13 protein-coding genes are annotated in these 18,303 nt (G+C 38.3%); 7 read left to right on the forward strand and 6 right to left on the reverse strand.

Features of this window, described 5'->3' with window-relative positions:
* Positions 1–46 precede the first annotated feature (46 nt).
* Positions 47–1,738, reverse strand: a complete 1,692-nt coding sequence (locus JYB62_RS03005; protein ID WP_205643958.1) for a M1 family metallopeptidase — start codon at positions 1,736–1,738, stop codon at positions 47–49.
* A 135-nt stretch (positions 1,739–1,873) separates the two neighbouring features.
* Between JYB62_RS03005 and JYB62_RS03010 the strand changes: the two genes are divergently transcribed.
* The 7 genes from JYB62_RS03010 to JYB62_RS03040 all read left to right on the forward strand — a co-directional run bounded on the left by JYB62_RS03010 (position 1,874) and on the right by JYB62_RS03040 (position 14,802).
* Complete coding sequence (locus JYB62_RS03010) at positions 1,874–2,788, forward strand: methionyl-tRNA formyltransferase (RefSeq protein WP_205643959.1); 915 nt, start codon at positions 1,874–1,876, stop codon at positions 2,786–2,788.
* A 184-nt stretch (positions 2,789–2,972) separates the two neighbouring features.
* On the forward strand, positions 2,973–3,728 hold the full coding sequence (locus JYB62_RS03015) for a hypothetical protein (RefSeq protein ID WP_205643960.1): 756 nt from the start codon (positions 2,973–2,975) through the stop codon (positions 3,726–3,728).
* A gap of 65 nt (positions 3,729–3,793) precedes the next feature.
* Positions 3,794–4,336 (forward strand): phage tail protein, encoded by a 543-nt coding sequence (locus tag JYB62_RS03020; RefSeq protein ID WP_205643961.1) that lies wholly within the window; start codon positions 3,794–3,796, stop codon positions 4,334–4,336.
* Between the two features lie 51 nt (positions 4,337–4,387).
* Positions 4,388–4,930, forward strand: coding sequence for a phage tail protein (locus JYB62_RS03025; RefSeq protein WP_205643962.1), 543 nt, complete (start codon positions 4,388–4,390; stop codon positions 4,928–4,930).
* 45 nt (positions 4,931–4,975) lie between these two features.
* Positions 4,976–5,518, forward strand: a complete 543-nt coding sequence (locus tag JYB62_RS03030) for a phage tail protein (RefSeq protein WP_205643963.1) — start codon at positions 4,976–4,978, stop codon at positions 5,516–5,518.
* A 68-nt stretch (positions 5,519–5,586) separates the two neighbouring features.
* Positions 5,587–13,767, forward strand: a complete 8,181-nt coding sequence (locus JYB62_RS03035; protein ID WP_205643964.1) for an MBG domain-containing protein — start codon at positions 5,587–5,589, stop codon at positions 13,765–13,767.
* Between the two features lie 72 nt (positions 13,768–13,839).
* Positions 13,840–14,802, forward strand: a complete 963-nt coding sequence (locus JYB62_RS03040) for a PorP/SprF family type IX secretion system membrane protein (RefSeq protein WP_205643965.1) — start codon at positions 13,840–13,842, stop codon at positions 14,800–14,802.
* Between the two features lie 44 nt (positions 14,803–14,846).
* Here JYB62_RS03040 and JYB62_RS19985 read toward each other — a convergent pair whose 3' ends face one another.
* The 5 genes from JYB62_RS19985 to JYB62_RS03065 form a co-directional block, all read right to left on the reverse strand.
* Positions 14,847–15,203: a GH25 family lysozyme gene (locus JYB62_RS19985; protein WP_205643966.1), complete on the reverse strand. Its 357-nt coding sequence runs from the start codon at positions 15,201–15,203 to the stop codon at positions 14,847–14,849.
* Positions 15,182–15,598: a glycoside hydrolase family 25 protein gene (locus JYB62_RS19990; protein WP_205643967.1), complete on the reverse strand. Its 417-nt coding sequence runs from the start codon at positions 15,596–15,598 to the stop codon at positions 15,182–15,184. The genes JYB62_RS19985 and JYB62_RS19990 overlap by 22 nt, the downstream gene beginning before the upstream one ends.
* Entirely contained in the window at positions 15,595–16,197 is a 603-nt protein-coding gene (locus JYB62_RS03055; protein ID WP_205643968.1) for a hypothetical protein, read from the reverse strand. The genes JYB62_RS19990 and JYB62_RS03055 overlap by 4 nt, the downstream gene beginning before the upstream one ends.
* Positions 16,198–16,539: 342 nt before the next feature.
* On the reverse strand, positions 16,540–17,160 hold the full coding sequence (locus JYB62_RS03060) for an NADPH-dependent F420 reductase (RefSeq protein WP_205643969.1): 621 nt from the start codon (positions 17,158–17,160) through the stop codon (positions 16,540–16,542).
* 286 nt (positions 17,161–17,446) lie between these two features.
* Complete coding sequence (locus tag JYB62_RS03065; RefSeq protein ID WP_205643970.1) at positions 17,447–18,106, reverse strand: ROK family protein; 660 nt, start codon at positions 18,104–18,106, stop codon at positions 17,447–17,449.
* Positions 18,107–18,303: the final 197 nt, after the last annotated feature.

The following is an 18,303-nucleotide window of genomic DNA, read 5'->3' on the forward strand; positions in this document are numbered from 1 at the left end:
TTTACTTGAATGGGTTAGATCTATATATCTTTTTTAGTTTAGTTTTTTACCTGCCAGAAATATTCATCATCCCAACATAAAAATTTGTATCAACAGACAATCTTTCAACGCCAGTATCCAAATCTATACTTGCCCATCGGGTAGTGGGTTTTAACCAAAGCTCTTGACCTGTGTTAAATTTTATTTTAACGGGCATGTCAAAAGTCATTAAGGAATTTTCCCATCTGAAATTTAATTTATTTCCTTCCAAGTAGTAGCTAAAAATTGGAATCCTTACATCTCTCAAATATTGGTCAAATACGGAAGATAAATTGATGTTTGCTTGGGTGCTGATGTATGTTTCGATCTGATTACTGGTAACTGTCTGGTGGTAAAACTCCTGATTTAAGCCTCTCAGAATCTGTCGCCATTTTTCATCGTCATTCACTAATTGTCGAATCGTATGAAGCATATTTGCTCCCTTGTAATACATGTCTCCAGAACCTTCTTGATTGACTCCATAAGGACCTATGATAGGAATGTCATTATTAATGTTTTTACGGGTTCCCAAGACATAATCTCTGCTGGCTTCTTTTCCATAATAATAGTCAAGAAAAAGATTTTCTGAGTATGCAGTAAAGCTTTCGTGAATCCACATATCTGCCACATCCTTGTAAGTGATGTTATTGGCAAACCACTCATGTCCTGATTCATGGATAATGATAAAATCGAATTTTAATCCCCAGCCAGTTCCGCTTAGGTCCCTTCCTAAATAACCATTCGCATAATTGTTTCCATAAGTCACTGAACTCTGATGCTCCATCCCTAGGTAGGGAGTTTCCACTAATTTGTAACTATCCTCATAGAAAGGGTAGGGACCAAACCAGTATTCAAAAGCTTTCATCATCTTTGGGGCATCTTTGAATTGACTTTTTGCTTTTTCTAGATTTTCGCGCAGGACATAATACTCCATATCCAATATGCCTTTCTCCCCTTCGTATTTGTCGAAGAAATGGACATAATCTCCAATATTGATATTGACTCCGTAGTTATTGATCGGATTTTTTACTTCCCAATGATAGGTCTTGGTTTTTGCCTTTTTATTATGTTCTGTTTTGATCAATCTGCCATTGGAAACATCCATTAGATTTTCTGGAACTTCTACTGAGATCAACACCCCTTGATCCGGCTCATCTGCAGCATAGTCTTTATTTGGCCACCAGATACTAGCTCCTATACCTTGATTTGAATTTGCTATAAATGGAAGTCCATTACTGTCCTGACTCCAGGTCAACCCACCATCCCAGGGAGGTCGAACAGCTATAACTGGTGAACCTTCAAATTGTAGTTCTACTTGGTAGCTTTTGCCTATCTCCTGAGGTTCTTTAATATTGATTAGATAAGAGTAGCCATCTTTTATGAAGGAAAGTTCCTTGCCATTTTGGACTGCATTGATAAGAACCATCGGCTCTTGCAATTCAATTTGAAACCGCTGTGATTCTGAAATAACTTGATAAGTTACCGTATTGGAACCTTTGATAGTTTTGGTTTCAGGGGCAACTTTGATGTCTAAATGATAATGTTTTAAATCCCACCAAGCCCGGTCTTTTGTATTACTTCCCCGAAGCGTGTCTTGATGTGTAAATTCTTGGGAAGATCTAAAAATTTGTGCTTTTACTTCATTTGTCAGTAGAAATATGAAAGCTAGAAATGATATAGCTTTTGCAAGTTGGATGTTGAAGAAGTGAAGTTTATGCATGTATAGGTTTACTTTTAAAGGTTGAAATTAAGCATGATCTATAGAATTTAAATCGAGGTTTTATTTTTTAGGGAAAATTTAAGTTTGTAAGCTGAATTAATACAATTAGTTTCAAGTTTAGAAAATTGTCCTTTAATGAAAATCGTATTTTTTACCCAAAGTAATTGGTGCATTCCAACCATTCAACATTTCAAAGATATTTACGAAGTTGTAGGTGTAGTTTCAAAAACTAATCATCCTAATTCAAATGAATTTTTGCTTGAATATTTGAAAGGAGAGGATATCCCCGTTTTTAATTGGCAAAGTTCTGATTTGGAATCCTTGTCATCCAAGCTTTTGGAACTTCAAGTAGATGTGGGTATCAGTTTTGGTTTCTCTTATAAAATTCCTGCGAGTGTATTTAAAAGTATAAAAGAGGGGGTATTAAATGTGCATTTTGGAAAACTACCGGAGTTTGCTGGACCTGACCCTTTGTTTTGGGTGATCAAGAATGAAGAGAAAGTAGTAACGATTAGCGTCCATAAAATAAATCAGAAGTGGGATTCCGGAGAATTATTGGTTGAGTTTCCTATTCCTGTTTTTCCAGGAGAACCTTATGGTTTATTAGCATCTCGACTTTCTGTTTCTTTTCCAAGTAAACTGGAATCCTACTTTTCCGGTCAAATTCAATTTGATCGAAAGCCCATCGAAGAAAACCTTGAGCCTAAGTCTAAGCCTACTGACGAGATATTAACTATAGATTGGAAAAAGCAGAGAGCAGATGAGGTGGAGGCTTTGGTAAATGCATCAAATCCTTCTTATGCTGGAGCCATCACTAGTTTTAGAGGTAATCCAATTAAAATCTTGGAAGTAAGTCCTGCTGATGTAAATATTACCGGAATTTTTGCACCAGGCTCCATAGTTTATGCTGATCCCAATTACGGGATATTCGTTCTATGTGCAGACATGAAGTATTTAAGAATAAATATTTTACAGTTAGAAGGCACTATAATTTCTGGACAAAAATTAGCGGCAATGGGAGTGAATACCTATGAAAAATTTGGTGTTTAGACTGTCTTTACCAGTATGATGTATAATTTTTTAATTAATAGTTGAATCGTAACACAATAAATAAGATATTAGCTAATGTATTAACTTTTACGTTATTGAATATTTTTGGGATTGCCAATTTTTTTTCTGATTTTTCTTAAGAATTGAGGTTAATATTTTTAATTGAAGTTAATATTTTTAATAAATGGATGTTAGGAGAAGGAAGTTTGTACAAAAAGTCTCGTTAGTTTTTGGAGCTGTTTCTATTCCTGGATTAAGTTGGGGTATGGGATCCAAGGAAGTTGTAAAAGATACAAAGTCCATTATCCATGTAGGATTAAAGACGTTGAAGTTTTTTAAGGGAGGAGATTTAGAGTCTAACCAATCCTTGGAGTCAGGACTTACGGTACTTACCCATGTAAGGAATTTTAATTTTTCGGAATTTGGATCAAAAAAGATGCTTGATGCTTTATTGTATGGAGGTAATGCAGAGTTAATTGCCAATGAACCAGAATCTTCTGATCTCCCGTGGGTGAATTCCAATTTGGATGGGAACCCCGAGTTTGTAAAAGACTATCTGATCACGAATAGAATTGGAAAAAAAGTGGGGATTCTAGGTATCGATTTTGAAAAATCCTCTAGAAATATAGACGAGACTATTCGATTTGTAAATAAAAAGGCAGACTTTTTAAAGCAGGACTTAGGATGCGAGCAAGTCTATTGCTTATTGACAGATCCAAAGTTAAAAGATTCTAATAGTTCATGGGAAGGTGTGCTTTCCAAGAGTGATCAAGTGGATGTTTTCTTTGCAACCTGTGCTTCTGCGATAACCAATAATTTGTGGGTTTTTCCAAACTTAAAAGGAAGACAGACTTTATTAAGTATTCAATCTGAAAGAGAAGAAAATAACTCTGAAATAGAATTGAAAGAAAGTGTAATCAATACCTTTAAAAAGGATTAAGAATTTGGATTTTTTCCGATTTAAAATACTAAGAATAAATTTTCATTCATTAAACAATTTTTAATATGGAACCGACTATAGGGGAAATCAGACTATTTGCTGGGAATTTTGCTCCAAGATCATGGTCCTTTTGTAACGGTCAATTATTGGCAATTGCACAGAATCAAGCTTTGTTTTCAATTTTAGGAACTATTTATGGTGGCGACGGTAGAACCACTTTTGCATTACCTGATTTGAGGGGTAGAGCACCGATTAGCCCTGGTCAAGGCCCTGGTTTATCTTCTGTCAGTCAGGGGCAAAGAGGTGGAGTTAATTCTGTGAATTTGACCATACAAAATCTGCCGAATCATAACCATACCTTAAATGTTCAAAATGCTGCTGGTACAAGTGCTTCCCCAGCCCTTAAGGTGTCCGCTAATGCACAGGTACAACTTGAAAGAGGCGGGGATGTATTTAATGTAAATTCCTTTGGGCCTACCCCAAATGCCACAATGGGGGCTAACTCAATAGGATCTACAGGAGGGAGCATTCCTGTTTCTGTACAAAATCCTTTTTTAGGCATCAATTATATAATTTGTTTATATGGCATATTTCCTTCTAGGAATTAAACTTGAATCGCACCTTTAAAATAATTATACAAAAACTTAAATTTTTAGAATATGGAAGGAATGATAGGAGAGGTAAGAATTTTCGCTGGAAATTTTCCTCCGAGATCTTGGGCTTTTTGCAATGGTCAATTATTAGCTATTGCTCAAAATTCCGCATTATTTTCGATTTTAGGCACCATCTACGGTGGTGATGGAAGAACGACTTTTGCTTTACCGGATCTGAGAGGTAGAGCTGCAATTAGTCCAGGAACTGGTCCAGGGCTTCCAAATATCCCTCAAGGTTCAAGATCTGGATCGGAGCAAGTTACGTTAACGGTTCAAAACCTACCAAGCCACAACCACCAATTGAATGTCAGTAATGGAGCTGGAACAAGTGCTACACCAGTAGGTAATTATCCTGCGGCATCCTCTGTTCAAGTGGAACGAGGAGCGGCACCACATGATGTCAATGCCTATGGAGCAAGTCCTACATCTACTATGGCTTCAAATGCGATAGGGAATTCAGGAGGTAATATTCCATTCAATATTAGAAATCCCTATTTGGCAGCGAATTACATTATTTGCCTACAGGGGCTTTACCCTTCAAGAAATTAATAACTCTTAAAGTCATTTGAATCATTAAACTTAAATTTTTAGAACATGGAAGGTACAATAGGAGAAATCAGGATGTTTGGAGGGAATTTTGCCCCTAGAACTTGGGCGTTTTGCAATGGCCAACTCTTGCCTATATCTCAAAATACAGCATTATTTTCAATCATAGGAACCATTTATGGGGGAGACGGAAGAACGACTTTTGCCTTGCCGGATTTAAGAGGTAGAACAGTGATTGGCCCTGGGGCGGGGCCCGGACTATCTGATGTTCGACAGGGAGCAAGAGGTGGGACTGAGTCAGTGACTCTTTCGACTCAAAATATGCCAAGCCATTCACACACTTTAAATGTGAGTAATGCTGCTGGAACAACCTCTTCACCTGCGAACACTTATTTAGCAAATTCTCAAGTTCAAATAGAGCGAGGAGGTGATACATTTGATGTCATGTCCTATGGATCTACAGCTAATAGTACCATGGGGGGGAGTGCAATTGGGAATTCTGGAGGAAGTATTCCAGTGAACACTCGAAACCCCTACTTAGGTATATATTATATCATTTGCCTTCAAGGAATATTTCCATCTAGAAATTAAATAGCTGCCGGGTAGACAGGGATGTTTACCCGGTATTTATTTAAAAGAAAAGTTAACACCTCTATACTATGAATACTTTTACTGCTCGATATTTACTTTTACTCCCTTTCTTGATAGGGATTCATATTTTTAGTCAAGCCCAGACCACCGTTACTTTTGACGAAATTACTACTGCCTCCCATCTTTCCTTAAATGGAACAAATACTTATGATAATTCAGGGGTCAGGTTTCAAATCTTTTCTGGATCCAATAGCAATGCGAATGTAAGTTCCACTGACAATGGTTTTAATGGTACCAAAGCACTCGATGATACTAATTTAACTATAGGGGGTGTTACCGGTTGGAAAATCACCAAGGTGGATGCCTCTGATTTTCAATTCATCAGCATTTGGTTGCAAAATGGCTGTAATGATTGTTCTGCATCTGGTACTGTCAAAGCTTACAAGGATGGAAGCCAGGTTGGGTCAACCGTAAATGTGAATTTTGACAGTGGGACAAATGGTGTTAAAAATTTTGTTGCTAATCCTGATTTTTATAGTGTTGATGAGATTAGAATTGAAGGCGTTGATCTCTATGTCTATATAGATAATTTCACTTTTGGAAGTCCTTACACACCAGTGGACGGAGATCCTCCTGTAGTTTCAAGTATTTCCCTCGTGGGTACTCCTTTAACTACAGCTACCTCAGTAAATTACACAGTTACTTTTTCGAAGAATGCCAAAAATGTTACCTCAGATGATTTTGATTTAACTACTGTTGGTACTATTGGTACGGTAGGTGCTGTGACGGGTTCCGGGACTACTTATAACGTAGCTGTAAATGGAATTGATGGAGAAGGAACTATTCGGTTGGATCTAAAAGCAGGTACGGATATCGCGAATGATGATGATGTCACAGGAACTCCTGCCTTTACTTTAGGCCAAATTCATAACGTCGGAGAGTGTTTTGTTGAAACTTTTGAAACTGAAACCGATGAGTCTACTACTTTTAGTGGTAATGGATTAACCTTTACTTTGGGCACTGGACTGAAGATTGAGAAAAGATTAGGTTTCGGTGCAGGTCCTTCCAATGGGTATATTGCCAATAATTTTACGGCGGGTACTTTTTCAGTTTCCAGTGGGACGGAGTTTACCATGAAAACCATTGATTTGTTTCTTTCAGACCTAAGCAATGGAAACAACCCCACTGGAACAGGGACTTTGGTCATCACCGGTAAAAAAGGAGGAGTTGATCAATTTACCATTACCAAAACAACAGGTTTCCCAACAAATACTGCAATCAATAACGGATTTTTCACCCTTGATTTTGCTACCGAGGGACCCGCAAATTATAGGGATACGAATGTGGATGAGTTGGTATTTACCATCAGTGATGGATTTATTGAACTTGCCATTGATAATATGAATTTCTGTGAGGCCGCTCCTGATGTTGATTCAGATGCGCCTGCTGTGAACAGTATTTTAAAGGTGGGTAATCCAATTTCTACTGCTACCTCGGTAGATTTCCAAGTTACTTTTGATGAAAATGCAAATAATGTAACCATTGATGATTTTGATTTGATTAGAACAGGAACGGCCACAGGTGCCATCACTGGTATAAGTGGTTCAGGTTCTGTTTATACTTTAAGTGTGACAGGTATCTCTGGGGAAGGTTCTATTCAGGTAAAACTCTTGGCAGGAACCGATATCGCCGATGCCTTAGGAAATACACCTCCATTTGAATATGTCAATGGTGAGTTGCATTTGGTAGGTGCATGTTATATTGAGAATTTTGAAACTTTCTTGGACGGAGTTACTTCCTTTACCTCAAATGGGGTAGACTTTACCTTGGGAGGAAATTGGGCTGTGAATGTCAGAAATGGCTTTGGGATTAATAGTTCAGATGTATTTGTCGAAAATACAGGAGCCGGAACTTATACGCTAAGTAACAGTGAACCTGTTAGATTTAGTAAAATCGCATTCTTTTTATCTTCTGAGGCTGTTTCCAATCCAAATCCTACGGATGATGGTACGCTTACCATTAGAGGAATTAGAAATGGAGGGACTGTTTATACCATCACCAAATCCTCTGGATTCCCTACTGACTTTTCTTCAAATAATGGATTCTTCTATATTGATTTCTCTACTGAAGGGGGTGCAGACAATTCCGGAACTTTTGTGGATGGGTTAGAAATTGAAATGGGAGGTAGTTTTGTCTATTTAGCTTTGGATAATCTTCAGTTCTGTTCTGATTATTCTCCACCTACTGTTTCATTGTCAGTTACTCCTGTCTCTAAATTAGAAGGTACAACTACTCCGAATACGATAACGGCAACGCTTTCTCAAACATCCACAGAAAATGTAACTGTTAATTTAGGGTTCAGTGGAACTGCAACGGGAAGTGGAGTGGATTATTTTCTAAGTGCCGCCTCAATAACTATTAATGCCGGAAATACATCAGGGTCTATTACGTTAACCAATGTGCCAGATGTGCTATACGAGAGAGACGAGACAGTAATCATAGATGTTACAGGGGTCATCAACGCAGATGAAGACGGAACTCAGCAGGTGACTTATACCATCACAGATGACGACCCTCAACCAACTGCTACCTTGGAGGTATTGGGTATTTATAATCCAATTACCGATGAAAGTGGTGGTCAAGCTTATGTTCGGGCAATTATAGATGCTGTTGCAGGAACGACGGTAACGGTACCTCTATCATTTAGTGGAACAGCATCAGGAGGTGGTACGGATTATAGCATTACCGGCTCTACCATCACGCTTTCAGCTGGAGAAATCATGGATAGTATCCGTGTAACTTCTCAATTTGATGGCATTGAGGAAGGGAATGAGACGATTATCATAGATATGGGTACACCTACGAATGCTACTGAGGGAACTCCAAATCAAGTGACCATTACGATTATCGATGAAGATGCGACTCCGCCAACTGGTTACTCAGTTTCCATCGATCAGAGTGTTATTAATAGCGTAAATGAAACTGCAGCTAGTTTTACATTCGCTGGTGCTGAAGTGGGAGCTATCTACAATTATGAATTCACAAGTTCTGGAGGAGGAACTGCTGTTTCAGGATCTGGTACAATAGCTACTGCTTCAGATCAAATCACAGGAATTGATTTAAGTGGGCTGGGCGATGGTCTCATCACCTTATCAGTATCTTTAGAGGATGGCTTTGGTAATGTAGGCTCTCCGGCCACGGATACAAAAAATAAGGATACTGTTGTACCAGCTGGATATGCTGTAGCCATTGACTTATTGGGAGAATCTCAGATAAATGTGATCAATGAGACCATCATAGAATTCACTGGAACAGGATTGGAAGTAGGGGCAACCTTGAATTACTCATTTACAAGCAATGGAGGAGGTACTCCGGTATCTGGAACCGAAGTTGTTTCTACTGCCAATCAGACATTTAATAATGGAGGAGCAGGTTATGACCTTTTAGGATTATCAGATGGGATAGTAACCCTCACAATTTACTTGGTAGATCCTGCAGGAAATCAGGGAGCAAATGCTTCTAATACTGCAGATAAGGATTCGAATCCACCTACAGCGCCATCTACCCCAGATCTTGTCGCTGGCAGTGATTCGGGTATTAGTGATACTGATAATATCACCAATGATGTAACTCCAACGTTTGTAGGGACAGCTTTACCAAATTCTACTATTACTCTGAATAGTAGTTTGGATGGGAATGTGGGTACAATTCCTGCTGATGGATCGGGCAACTGGTCAATTACTTCTTCGACTTTGTCTTCAGGAATTCATACCATTACTGCTACTGCTACTGACCTTGCTGGCAATACAAGTCCTTCTTCTCCAGGACTACTAGTAACTATTGATATCTTGGCTCCAACTCCAATTTTGATAAATGGTTTAGCACTCCAATTGGATGTGAATGGTAATACGCCAACGATTTTACCAACTGACCTATTAGCTAGCCCGATCACAGATGATTACTCTTCATCCGGAAATATTCAATTAGCATTAGATAAAACTGATTTTAATTGTTCCGATGTTGGAATTAACAATGTTACGGTAACCGCAACGGATCAAGCTGGGAATTCTGATTTCGCAGTCACAAATGTTTTAGTTCAAGATTTGATCGGACCAACAATTTTGGCGAAGCCATCTATTACTTTAAATGTGAGTGCATTTGGAACTGTAAGTCTGACCCCTGCAATGGTCGATGAAGGCTCTTCAGATGCCTGTGGAATCTTATCACAAGTATTGAGCAAAACTATTTTTGATAGAAATGATGAAGGAATAAATAATATTACCTACACCGTTACTGATGTAAATGGCAATCCATCCCAAGTAAATGTAGAAGTGACTATTGCGGTGGTTCCGAAAGTATTGAATATTACCGTGGATGCAGGTCAGAGCAAAGTGTATGGCGATGCGAATCCTGTGTATACCTTCACTGCCACAGGCTTTGAAGCCGGAGATGATGAGAACATCCTTACGGGATCTTTATCTAGAGCCTCTGGGGAGAATGTCGGAACATATGCTATTCAATTAGGAACCCTTGATGCGGGTCCAAACTATTCCATCAACTTTACTCCTGCGAATTTTGAGATCACTCCTGCTACATTGGAGGTCACTGCTTTTGCAGGACAAAGAAAGGTCTATGGCAATGTGGATCCGACCTTTGCCTTTTTTGCCTTAGGTCTTAAAAATGGGGATTCAGGTTCCATATTCTCAGGTCAATTAACTAGATCGCCAGGCGAGGATGTGGGCTTCTATGCGATTAGCCAAGGAACTTTGAGTGCCGGAGACAACTATATCATCAACTTTAACTCTTCAGATTTTGAAATCACACCTGCTACCTTGGATATCACAGCAGATGCTGGCCAGACCAAGCTTTATGGTGCAGCTGATCCAGTATTCACTTATTCAGTGAGTGGACTGAAGAATGGGGATACAGAATCGGTCATCTCAGGGACTCTGACCAGAATAGCGGGCGAAGATGTGGGTACGTATGCGATTCAGCCAGGAACAATCGATGCAGGATCTAATTACACCATTAACTTCACCTCTGCAGACTTTGAAATCACTCTTGCAACCTTAGATATTACTGCCGAAGCCGGTCAGACCAAGGTGTACGGAAATTCAGATCCAATATTTACCTATCAGGTATCCGGTTTACAAAATGGCGATACTGAGGCAGTCCTTAGTGGAGTACTGGCCAGAGCAGTCGGAGAAGATGTGGGTACCTATGCAATCAATCAAGGTACCCTGGATGCGGGTTCCAATTATACGATCAATTTTACTGGAGCTGATTTTGAGATCACTCCTGCTACCTTGGATATTACTGCCGATGCCGGTCAGACCAAGGTGTATGGAGATGCTGATCCGGTATTCACTTATACCGTGAATGGACTCAAAAACGGGGATACCGAAGCTGTAATTACAGGTGCTCTAATTAGAATAGCCGGAGAGGACGTAGGAAATTATGCGATTCAACCAGGCACCATAGATGCAGGTTCAAACTATACGATCAACTTTAACTCTTCAGATTTTGAAATCACACCTGCTACCTTGGATATCACAGCAGATGCTGGCCAGACCAAGGTATATGGTGAAGCTGATCCAGTATTCACGTATTCAGTGAGTGGATTGAAGAATGGGGATACAGAATCGGTTATCTCAGGGGCTCTGATCAGAATAGCGGGTGAAGATGTGGGACTGTATGCGATTCAGCCAGGAACAATTGATGCAGGATCTAATTACACCATCAACTTCATCTCTGCAGACTTTGAGATTACATCTGCAACCTTGGATATTACTGCCGATGCCGGTCAGACCAAGGTGTACGGAAATGCAGATCCAATATTCACCTACCAGGTATCCGGTTTACAAAATGGCGACACCGAGGCAGTCCTTAGTGGATTATTGGCCAGAGCAGTAGGAGAAGATGTAGGAACCTATGCAATCAATCAAGGTACCCTGGATGCGGGCTCCAATTATACGATCAACTTTACCGGAGCTGATTTCACTATTACGCCTCGAACGTTGAGTATTGTAGCTAAACCGAATCAGGCTAAAGTTTATGGCACTGCTGATCCAGTCTTTGCGTATACTGCTTCAAACTTTGGTAATGGAGACAATACCTCTGTATTGACAGGTGCATTGAGCAGAGTAGCAGGGGAGGATGTTGGATTGTATGCAATTACCTTGGGTAGTTTGGATGCAGGAAGCAACTATATCATTGACTTTACTTCAGCAGACTTTGAGATTGCTGAGAAAGTACTAGATGTGGTGGCAGATGCTGGACAAGGTAAAGTCTTTGGTACAGCTGATCCGGTATTGACCTATCTGGTTTCTGGTTTTGAAAATGGAGATGATACAAGTGTTCTAACGGGTGCACTTGTAAGAGCCTCTGGTGAGAATGTGGGAAGCTATGCAATTAGTCTTGGCACCCTGGATGCAGGAAGCAACTATGCCATCAACTTTACAGGCGCAGACTTTACGATAAGCAAAGCAATGATCGTTGGAATTACCCTTGAAGATGGAAACTTTGTGTATGACGGCATTTCCAAGTCACTTTCAATAAGCGGAGTTGTTCCTTCTGGTACTGCTGTGACTTATACTAACAACAGCAGAACAGATGTAGGAAGTCAGGAAGTTACTGCTACCATTTCCGGTTCAAATTACAATTCGCTGGTGCTGACAGCAGATTTAACGATTTCACCTGCTACGATTATTGGAATCACTCTCGACGATGGAAGCTTCGTGTATGATGGTACTTCTAAGTCCCTATCAATAAGTGGAGATCTTCCTACTGGAGCTGATGTTACTTATACTAACAACAGTAGAACTGAAGTGGGAAGCCAGGAAGTAACGGTTACTATCAGTGGTTCAAACTATACTGCCTTTGACCTGACCGCCGAATTGTCTATTACTCCTGCAACACTAGAAATAGTGGCAGATTCCGGACAAAGCAAACTGTATGGCGAATCTGATCCTGAGTTGACCTATTCTGTTGCTGGATTTGGAGAAGGTGATGATGAAAGTATCTTGACAGGTACTCTTGAAAGAACTGCAGGTGAAAGTGTAGGTATGTACGAAATTCTTTTAGGGTCTCTCAATGCAGGTACCAATTACCTCATTGACTTTACAGGTGCAGAATTCGAGATTATCAGTGGTGATACCGATGGTGACGGAGTTCCAGATGAAGTAGAGGAAGAACAAGGAACGGATCCAGAAGATCCAATGGATTATCAAGATTTGGACGGGGATGGAGTTCCAGACTTTGTCGAAGATGAGCAGGGAACAGATCCTTCAAGTTCCGGAGATTACTTGGATACTGATGGAGATAAAGTTCCTGATTATGTAGAAGAGCAGCAAGGAACAGATCCGGATGATGCAGAGGACTTCCCAGATGAAGATGGAAATGGTATTCCTGATTATGTGGATGACAAAGCCGTAGTTGAATTTGTAGATCAGACGTTGGAAGCATTGTGGGGCACAGAAGTAGGAGATCTAAAAGTTCCAACAGAAGTGGTAGGAATCACTTCAGAAGGAGTGGTGGTCAACTTCCCTGTGATCTGGGATCTCAATGGATATGATCCATTGGTATCAGGTACCGTGAATTATTTGGGAACGGTGGAATTACCAGATGGGGTGTTTAATCCTCAGGAACTTCAGCCTGTCTTGGAGCTTTCAGTACTAGCTAAGCCTGCTCCAACTGATGTAACCTTAAGTGAAAATAGCTTCGTTGCAATTCCAGCTGTATTCTTCCAAGAGATAGGTGTGTTCACTGTGGTAGATCCTACTGATGATGTACATACTTTAAGCTTGCCTGAAGGGGTTCAGGACAACGATTACTTCGAAGTGATAGATGGTATTCTGTTCTGGAGCAGTGCAGGTAGAGCACAGGGTGAGACCCAATTTACCATTACTCTTCAAGTAATAGACCGAGGAGGAAATGTATTTGAGAAATCCTTCCAGATCACAAGACAGAGAACTCCTCTAGGTCAGTTAGATGTTCCAAATACATTTACACCGAATAATGACGGAGTGAATGATACATGGGGAGTTCCTGCCTTGAGGTATTACCAAGGAGTGAGGATCTCTATCGTGGAAGTAGGAGGTAATAGGGTGTTCTATACTGAGAACCCAGATATCCGTTGGGATGGCACCTTCGATGGTAAAGAGTTACCTGTTGGAGCTTACTTCTGGATTATAGAAGTGGCAGAAACAGGTGAGGTGAGAAGAGGTGTATTGAACCTGTTAAAACAATAGAATAAGACTGAATCTGGGTGACCGAGAAGCGAAAATCTTGGTTGCCCAATTTTTAAACATTTCAATTTTGCAATGAAAAAGAATATCAGAAATATCGCAATGGTTTTTTTAGTCCTTTCAGTAGCACTAACTGCAGAGGCTCAGTCGAGAAAACACATCTCCAATTTCAGCCATTTTCAAAGTTACTTCAACCCTGCATTGACAGGGTATGAAGGGAGTACAATCCGAGGTTTTGTAAGAAATCAATGGTCAGGATTTGAAGGAGCTCCTAAGACTTATTTTATTTCTGCAGAGCTAGACTTTGGAGAATTGGCAGGAGAGGAAGATCCAGCATTGATGGGTAAGAATGCAGTGTCGGCAAATATGTTATATGACACCTATGGAGCATTTAGAGAAACTGAATTATTGCTTTCATATGCTTCTAGGGTCAGATTGACCGAACGCCATAACTTACGATTGGGGGTTGGATTAAACTACCAAAGTATAAGACTAGATGGGAATTCTTTGACAACTGAAGAACAAAATGACCCCACCTTGGGACAATATATTGGTCAGTTTTCAAATATGAATGTGGTAGACTTTAATCTAGGTATCGCTTTGACCCATGCCAAATATTATGTTTCCTACGGAATGCATAGAGTAGCAGGAGGTAAGATTACTTCTGGAGATGAGTTTATGGATGGCTACCCAACAGCGATCATGGTTCAGGCTGGTTATAGAGAATCTATAAGCGAAAATTTAGGTGTAATCTTTAACGCATTTTACAGGAGCCAGAAAGACATAAAAGATAATCTGGAATTTAATTTGAAAGCCCTTTTGATGGATAGGGTATGGGTTGGAATGGGCCATAGAATAAACTATGCTACCAATGCACAATTAGGAATCTTGACCAACAGGCTTAGAATCGGTTATCTATATGAGTTTTCAACAGGAGGAGCATATAATTTGCCAGGCAACACTCATGAGTTCACTGCTGTATTTAACCTATTCCGTGACAACAACAGAAGGTCTGACAATCAAGTCCTGATTTGGTAAGAATTAGAAAACATCTCAAAAAAATAGGCCCAATAATTTTGGGCCTATTTTTTTACCACTTCAAATGGTTTGGAAGGATTGTATAAATCATGATCTACTTGTCCAACAGCACCTTCAATAGTACCTCTTTCAGATCTTTGCCAGATTAACCAACCTTTTTCATTCCAAGTTTTTGGTATAGTTGGCTGCTTGACTCCATATTCTGCAATCCATAAATTATAATTTGAGAAATTTTCATGTGTTAAATACAGATCTCCAAAGACGTGATTGGTATAAATAATGGGCTTTACTCCAAGTTTAGATTCTACATAGTTTAGCCATTTTAACACTTCGGATTGAAAAGTTGTAGTATTGATTTCGCCTTTTATTCCAGCTTGTTCTAGATCCAAAACTGGAGGCATATCCCCGGACCATAATCAATAATATTGACAAAAAGTTCTGCTTGTTCTAAAGCGTCTGCATCCGAGGTGAAAAAATGATAGGAACCATGTGCTAACCCATTTTGATGAGCTCCAATTTTGTTTTCGGCATAATCAGGATCTTTAAAAGTTTTTCCTTCCGAAGCTTTATCATAAACAAATGTGATCTTTGCTTCTTTTACCTTTGACCAGTTGACATCACCTTGGAAATGGGATACGTCTATGCCTAATATCTGTGTAGTTTTTTTGACTTCAATACTATCTGATACTTGTATAGGCTTTGGAATATTCTCTTGGACAGTATTCTGTTCTTTTGAACAAGACCATACCAATAGTGAAATTAAAACCAAAGAAGTTGTTCTATTAAGGTAATTCATGATTTGGTAATTTTTTGAATCGATTCAAGTTTTTTATCAATTTCTTGAAGAGGCTTATCAAATTGAAACAAACGCTGAAGAACTAGCGACATGAGGTACCAAAATAGTATCGGTAATATTCCAAAGATAATGAGGATGTTACTCATTAAAGAAACTGCTAGCTTTAAGCCATGATGGCCTGCAAACCTCAAGACATCCAGTAGGTCATTTCCAGCTTGATCAACATCATCTACTATAGATTCCCCTAAATGGATTGCATCATCTTCCACTTTATCAAAAAGGTTGAGCCTCCCTTTGTTTTTGGATTTTTGGTGAGCTTCCAATGTGTCTAAAGTAGCTTTGTGAAGCTCCTTTTTACTAGTGATTGAATCTTTAGTAGCGGATAAACTTGATTTTAAGTCGGAGCCTAAATCCAATTCCATTTGGCTAGACAAACTAGATAAAAATTGAGTGTAGATACCTAAGCCAGGTGTAATTAATAGACCAAGTATTAATAAGTTTTTACAGGTGCTTTTTGTATAGTTAGTAAATAATCCTAAAAAGCTTAATACCAACACTAATTTAAATATCCACCATTCACTCAGCTTTAAAATTCCCAATTATAGAAGCATTAATAAATCAGCAAAATTTAAGTAGGTCAATAATTTGTCAAAATCATTTTGATACGTATGAGCCCATGATTTGAGGAATGGGATGTTTTCAGCTAGTGGAATGGTCAGTGTTTCAATTTCTTCTAATAAAATGATGCTTTCGGAGATTTCTTTAGAAGCTTTATCCTCGAATGATATTGCACTATTATAAAAAGGATTAAAGAAGGATAATACTATTAAGACTCCTGAAAATAGATATGTAAAAAACCCTTTTTTTAAAAAAATCATCATTAAGAGGTATTATGGGCAAAATAGATAAAACAAATGAGTGTTAACTATATTTTATTATTTCTAAACTGAAATTAACTTAAAATGATAATTAGATTGTTCTTTTTTTTGCCAGGTTATTTCTTTACTTAATTGATAAAATGCTTCTAATAAATAGGCATTGTCAATTTGACCGGCATCAATAGCTTTATAACCTATAAGTTCTATCAGCCTCTTTACTCGCAATTTTTCAATAGTGCCTTCTCCACAAAAATAAGTCTCCTTAATTATTCCAAGTATATCTGATTTCGGGTAATCCAACCCAAGGTTATTAAATGCTTTGAAAACAAGGTTATTAGGAGCTGATCTTTTGATGGTAGCGGTATTTGATTGATTATTAGTATCTAAACAATACTTGTTATTGGTACAATCTATAATCAATTTATCTTCCAAATCCACTTTCTCTAGTGCAATACAAATATCTTTTAGATAGTCATTTTCACAACATATAAGAATAATATCAGATTGGATGATAGCTGATTCATAGGGACAAATCCGGTCAAAAAATTTATTTAATATTTTCCATTCAGTAATTTCAGTATCAAAATCACTTCTAACTCCAAAAACTACTTGTATTCCTGCATCAATATACTTTTTACCTAAAGTTCTGGACAGGTTGGTTCCTCCTAAAATTCCTAATTTCATAATTGGCTTACAATATGGGTGAGTTATGATAGCCTTTGAAATCGAAGAAATTATTAACTCCTAGAATTAAAGATTTGCTATAAGATTTCAATAGGAAAGTCTAAAATCTAAGAGTAATATCGGAATAATCAAAATTTTATTTGGAAAAAATACTATTGTAAATATGAAATGCAAATGTTATTGTTTGATATTCATATAGTGTTACATAAAAATTATTTTAATTTTTTAAATTAATCAATAATAAAGAAATTAGTAGCTGAGATAATCTTTATAAATTATTGAATTATTAGATATTAAAATCTTCTTCCCATAAGCGAAAGCCTCCTTTAAAGGCGTTTTGATTGGTCCCTAGTCTACAACCTTCAGGTACATAGGATAATAATTTAGAATTCCCTCCCCCTAATAATATATCATCAGGTTGAAATACATGTGAGAATTTTTCGATGCAATTATTGACATGTTTCTCCCATTTTTTTGAGCCACTTTTATTTAGAAACTCTTTTCCAACATAATTTTCAAAAGTCCCTTTTTTATAAGGTAAATGACCAGCTTCCAAAGGAATAATCGTCTTGTTAACAACCATTGCAGTGCCTAAACCAGTACCGAACCCAAGAAATAGTAATTTTTTATTTTCATAACCCCCAAGGGCTTGCATGGCAGCGTCATTTATTAGCTTTACTGGGCAGCTAAAGGCTCCTTCAAAATCAAACCTTTTCCAGCCATCTCCCAAATTGACAGGTTCTGTTATTACTTTGTTATCCTTTACGATTCCAGGAAAACCTATTGATACCACATCGTATTTCCAGTTGGATGCATTTTCTTTGATAAGAGGAATCATTTCCTCTGGAGAAAAATTATTGCCTGAAGGTATTTTTATTCTATCAGGCTGACCGGTTGCTAAGATCTTTATATTGGACCCTCCGACGTCTATAACTAATATATTCATGCTTAAAATATGAATTCTCCTAATGAGAACTGGGTTTTGCTTTTTAGGTGATCTCTTTATTTAAATGATTAATAACCAATGTTATATGGGTGAAAAGGGTTTGCTTTATAAGCAGGATCACTTTCTTTCATAATTAAAGATAATCAATAATATTTTTTAGACGACGGTGAATTCTCAAAAGAATCATCAATTTTATG

This window comes from Algoriphagus lutimaris, from assembly GCF_017051705.1.
GTDB classification, from domain to species: Bacteria; Bacteroidota; Bacteroidia; order Cytophagales; family Cyclobacteriaceae; genus Algoriphagus; species Algoriphagus lutimaris.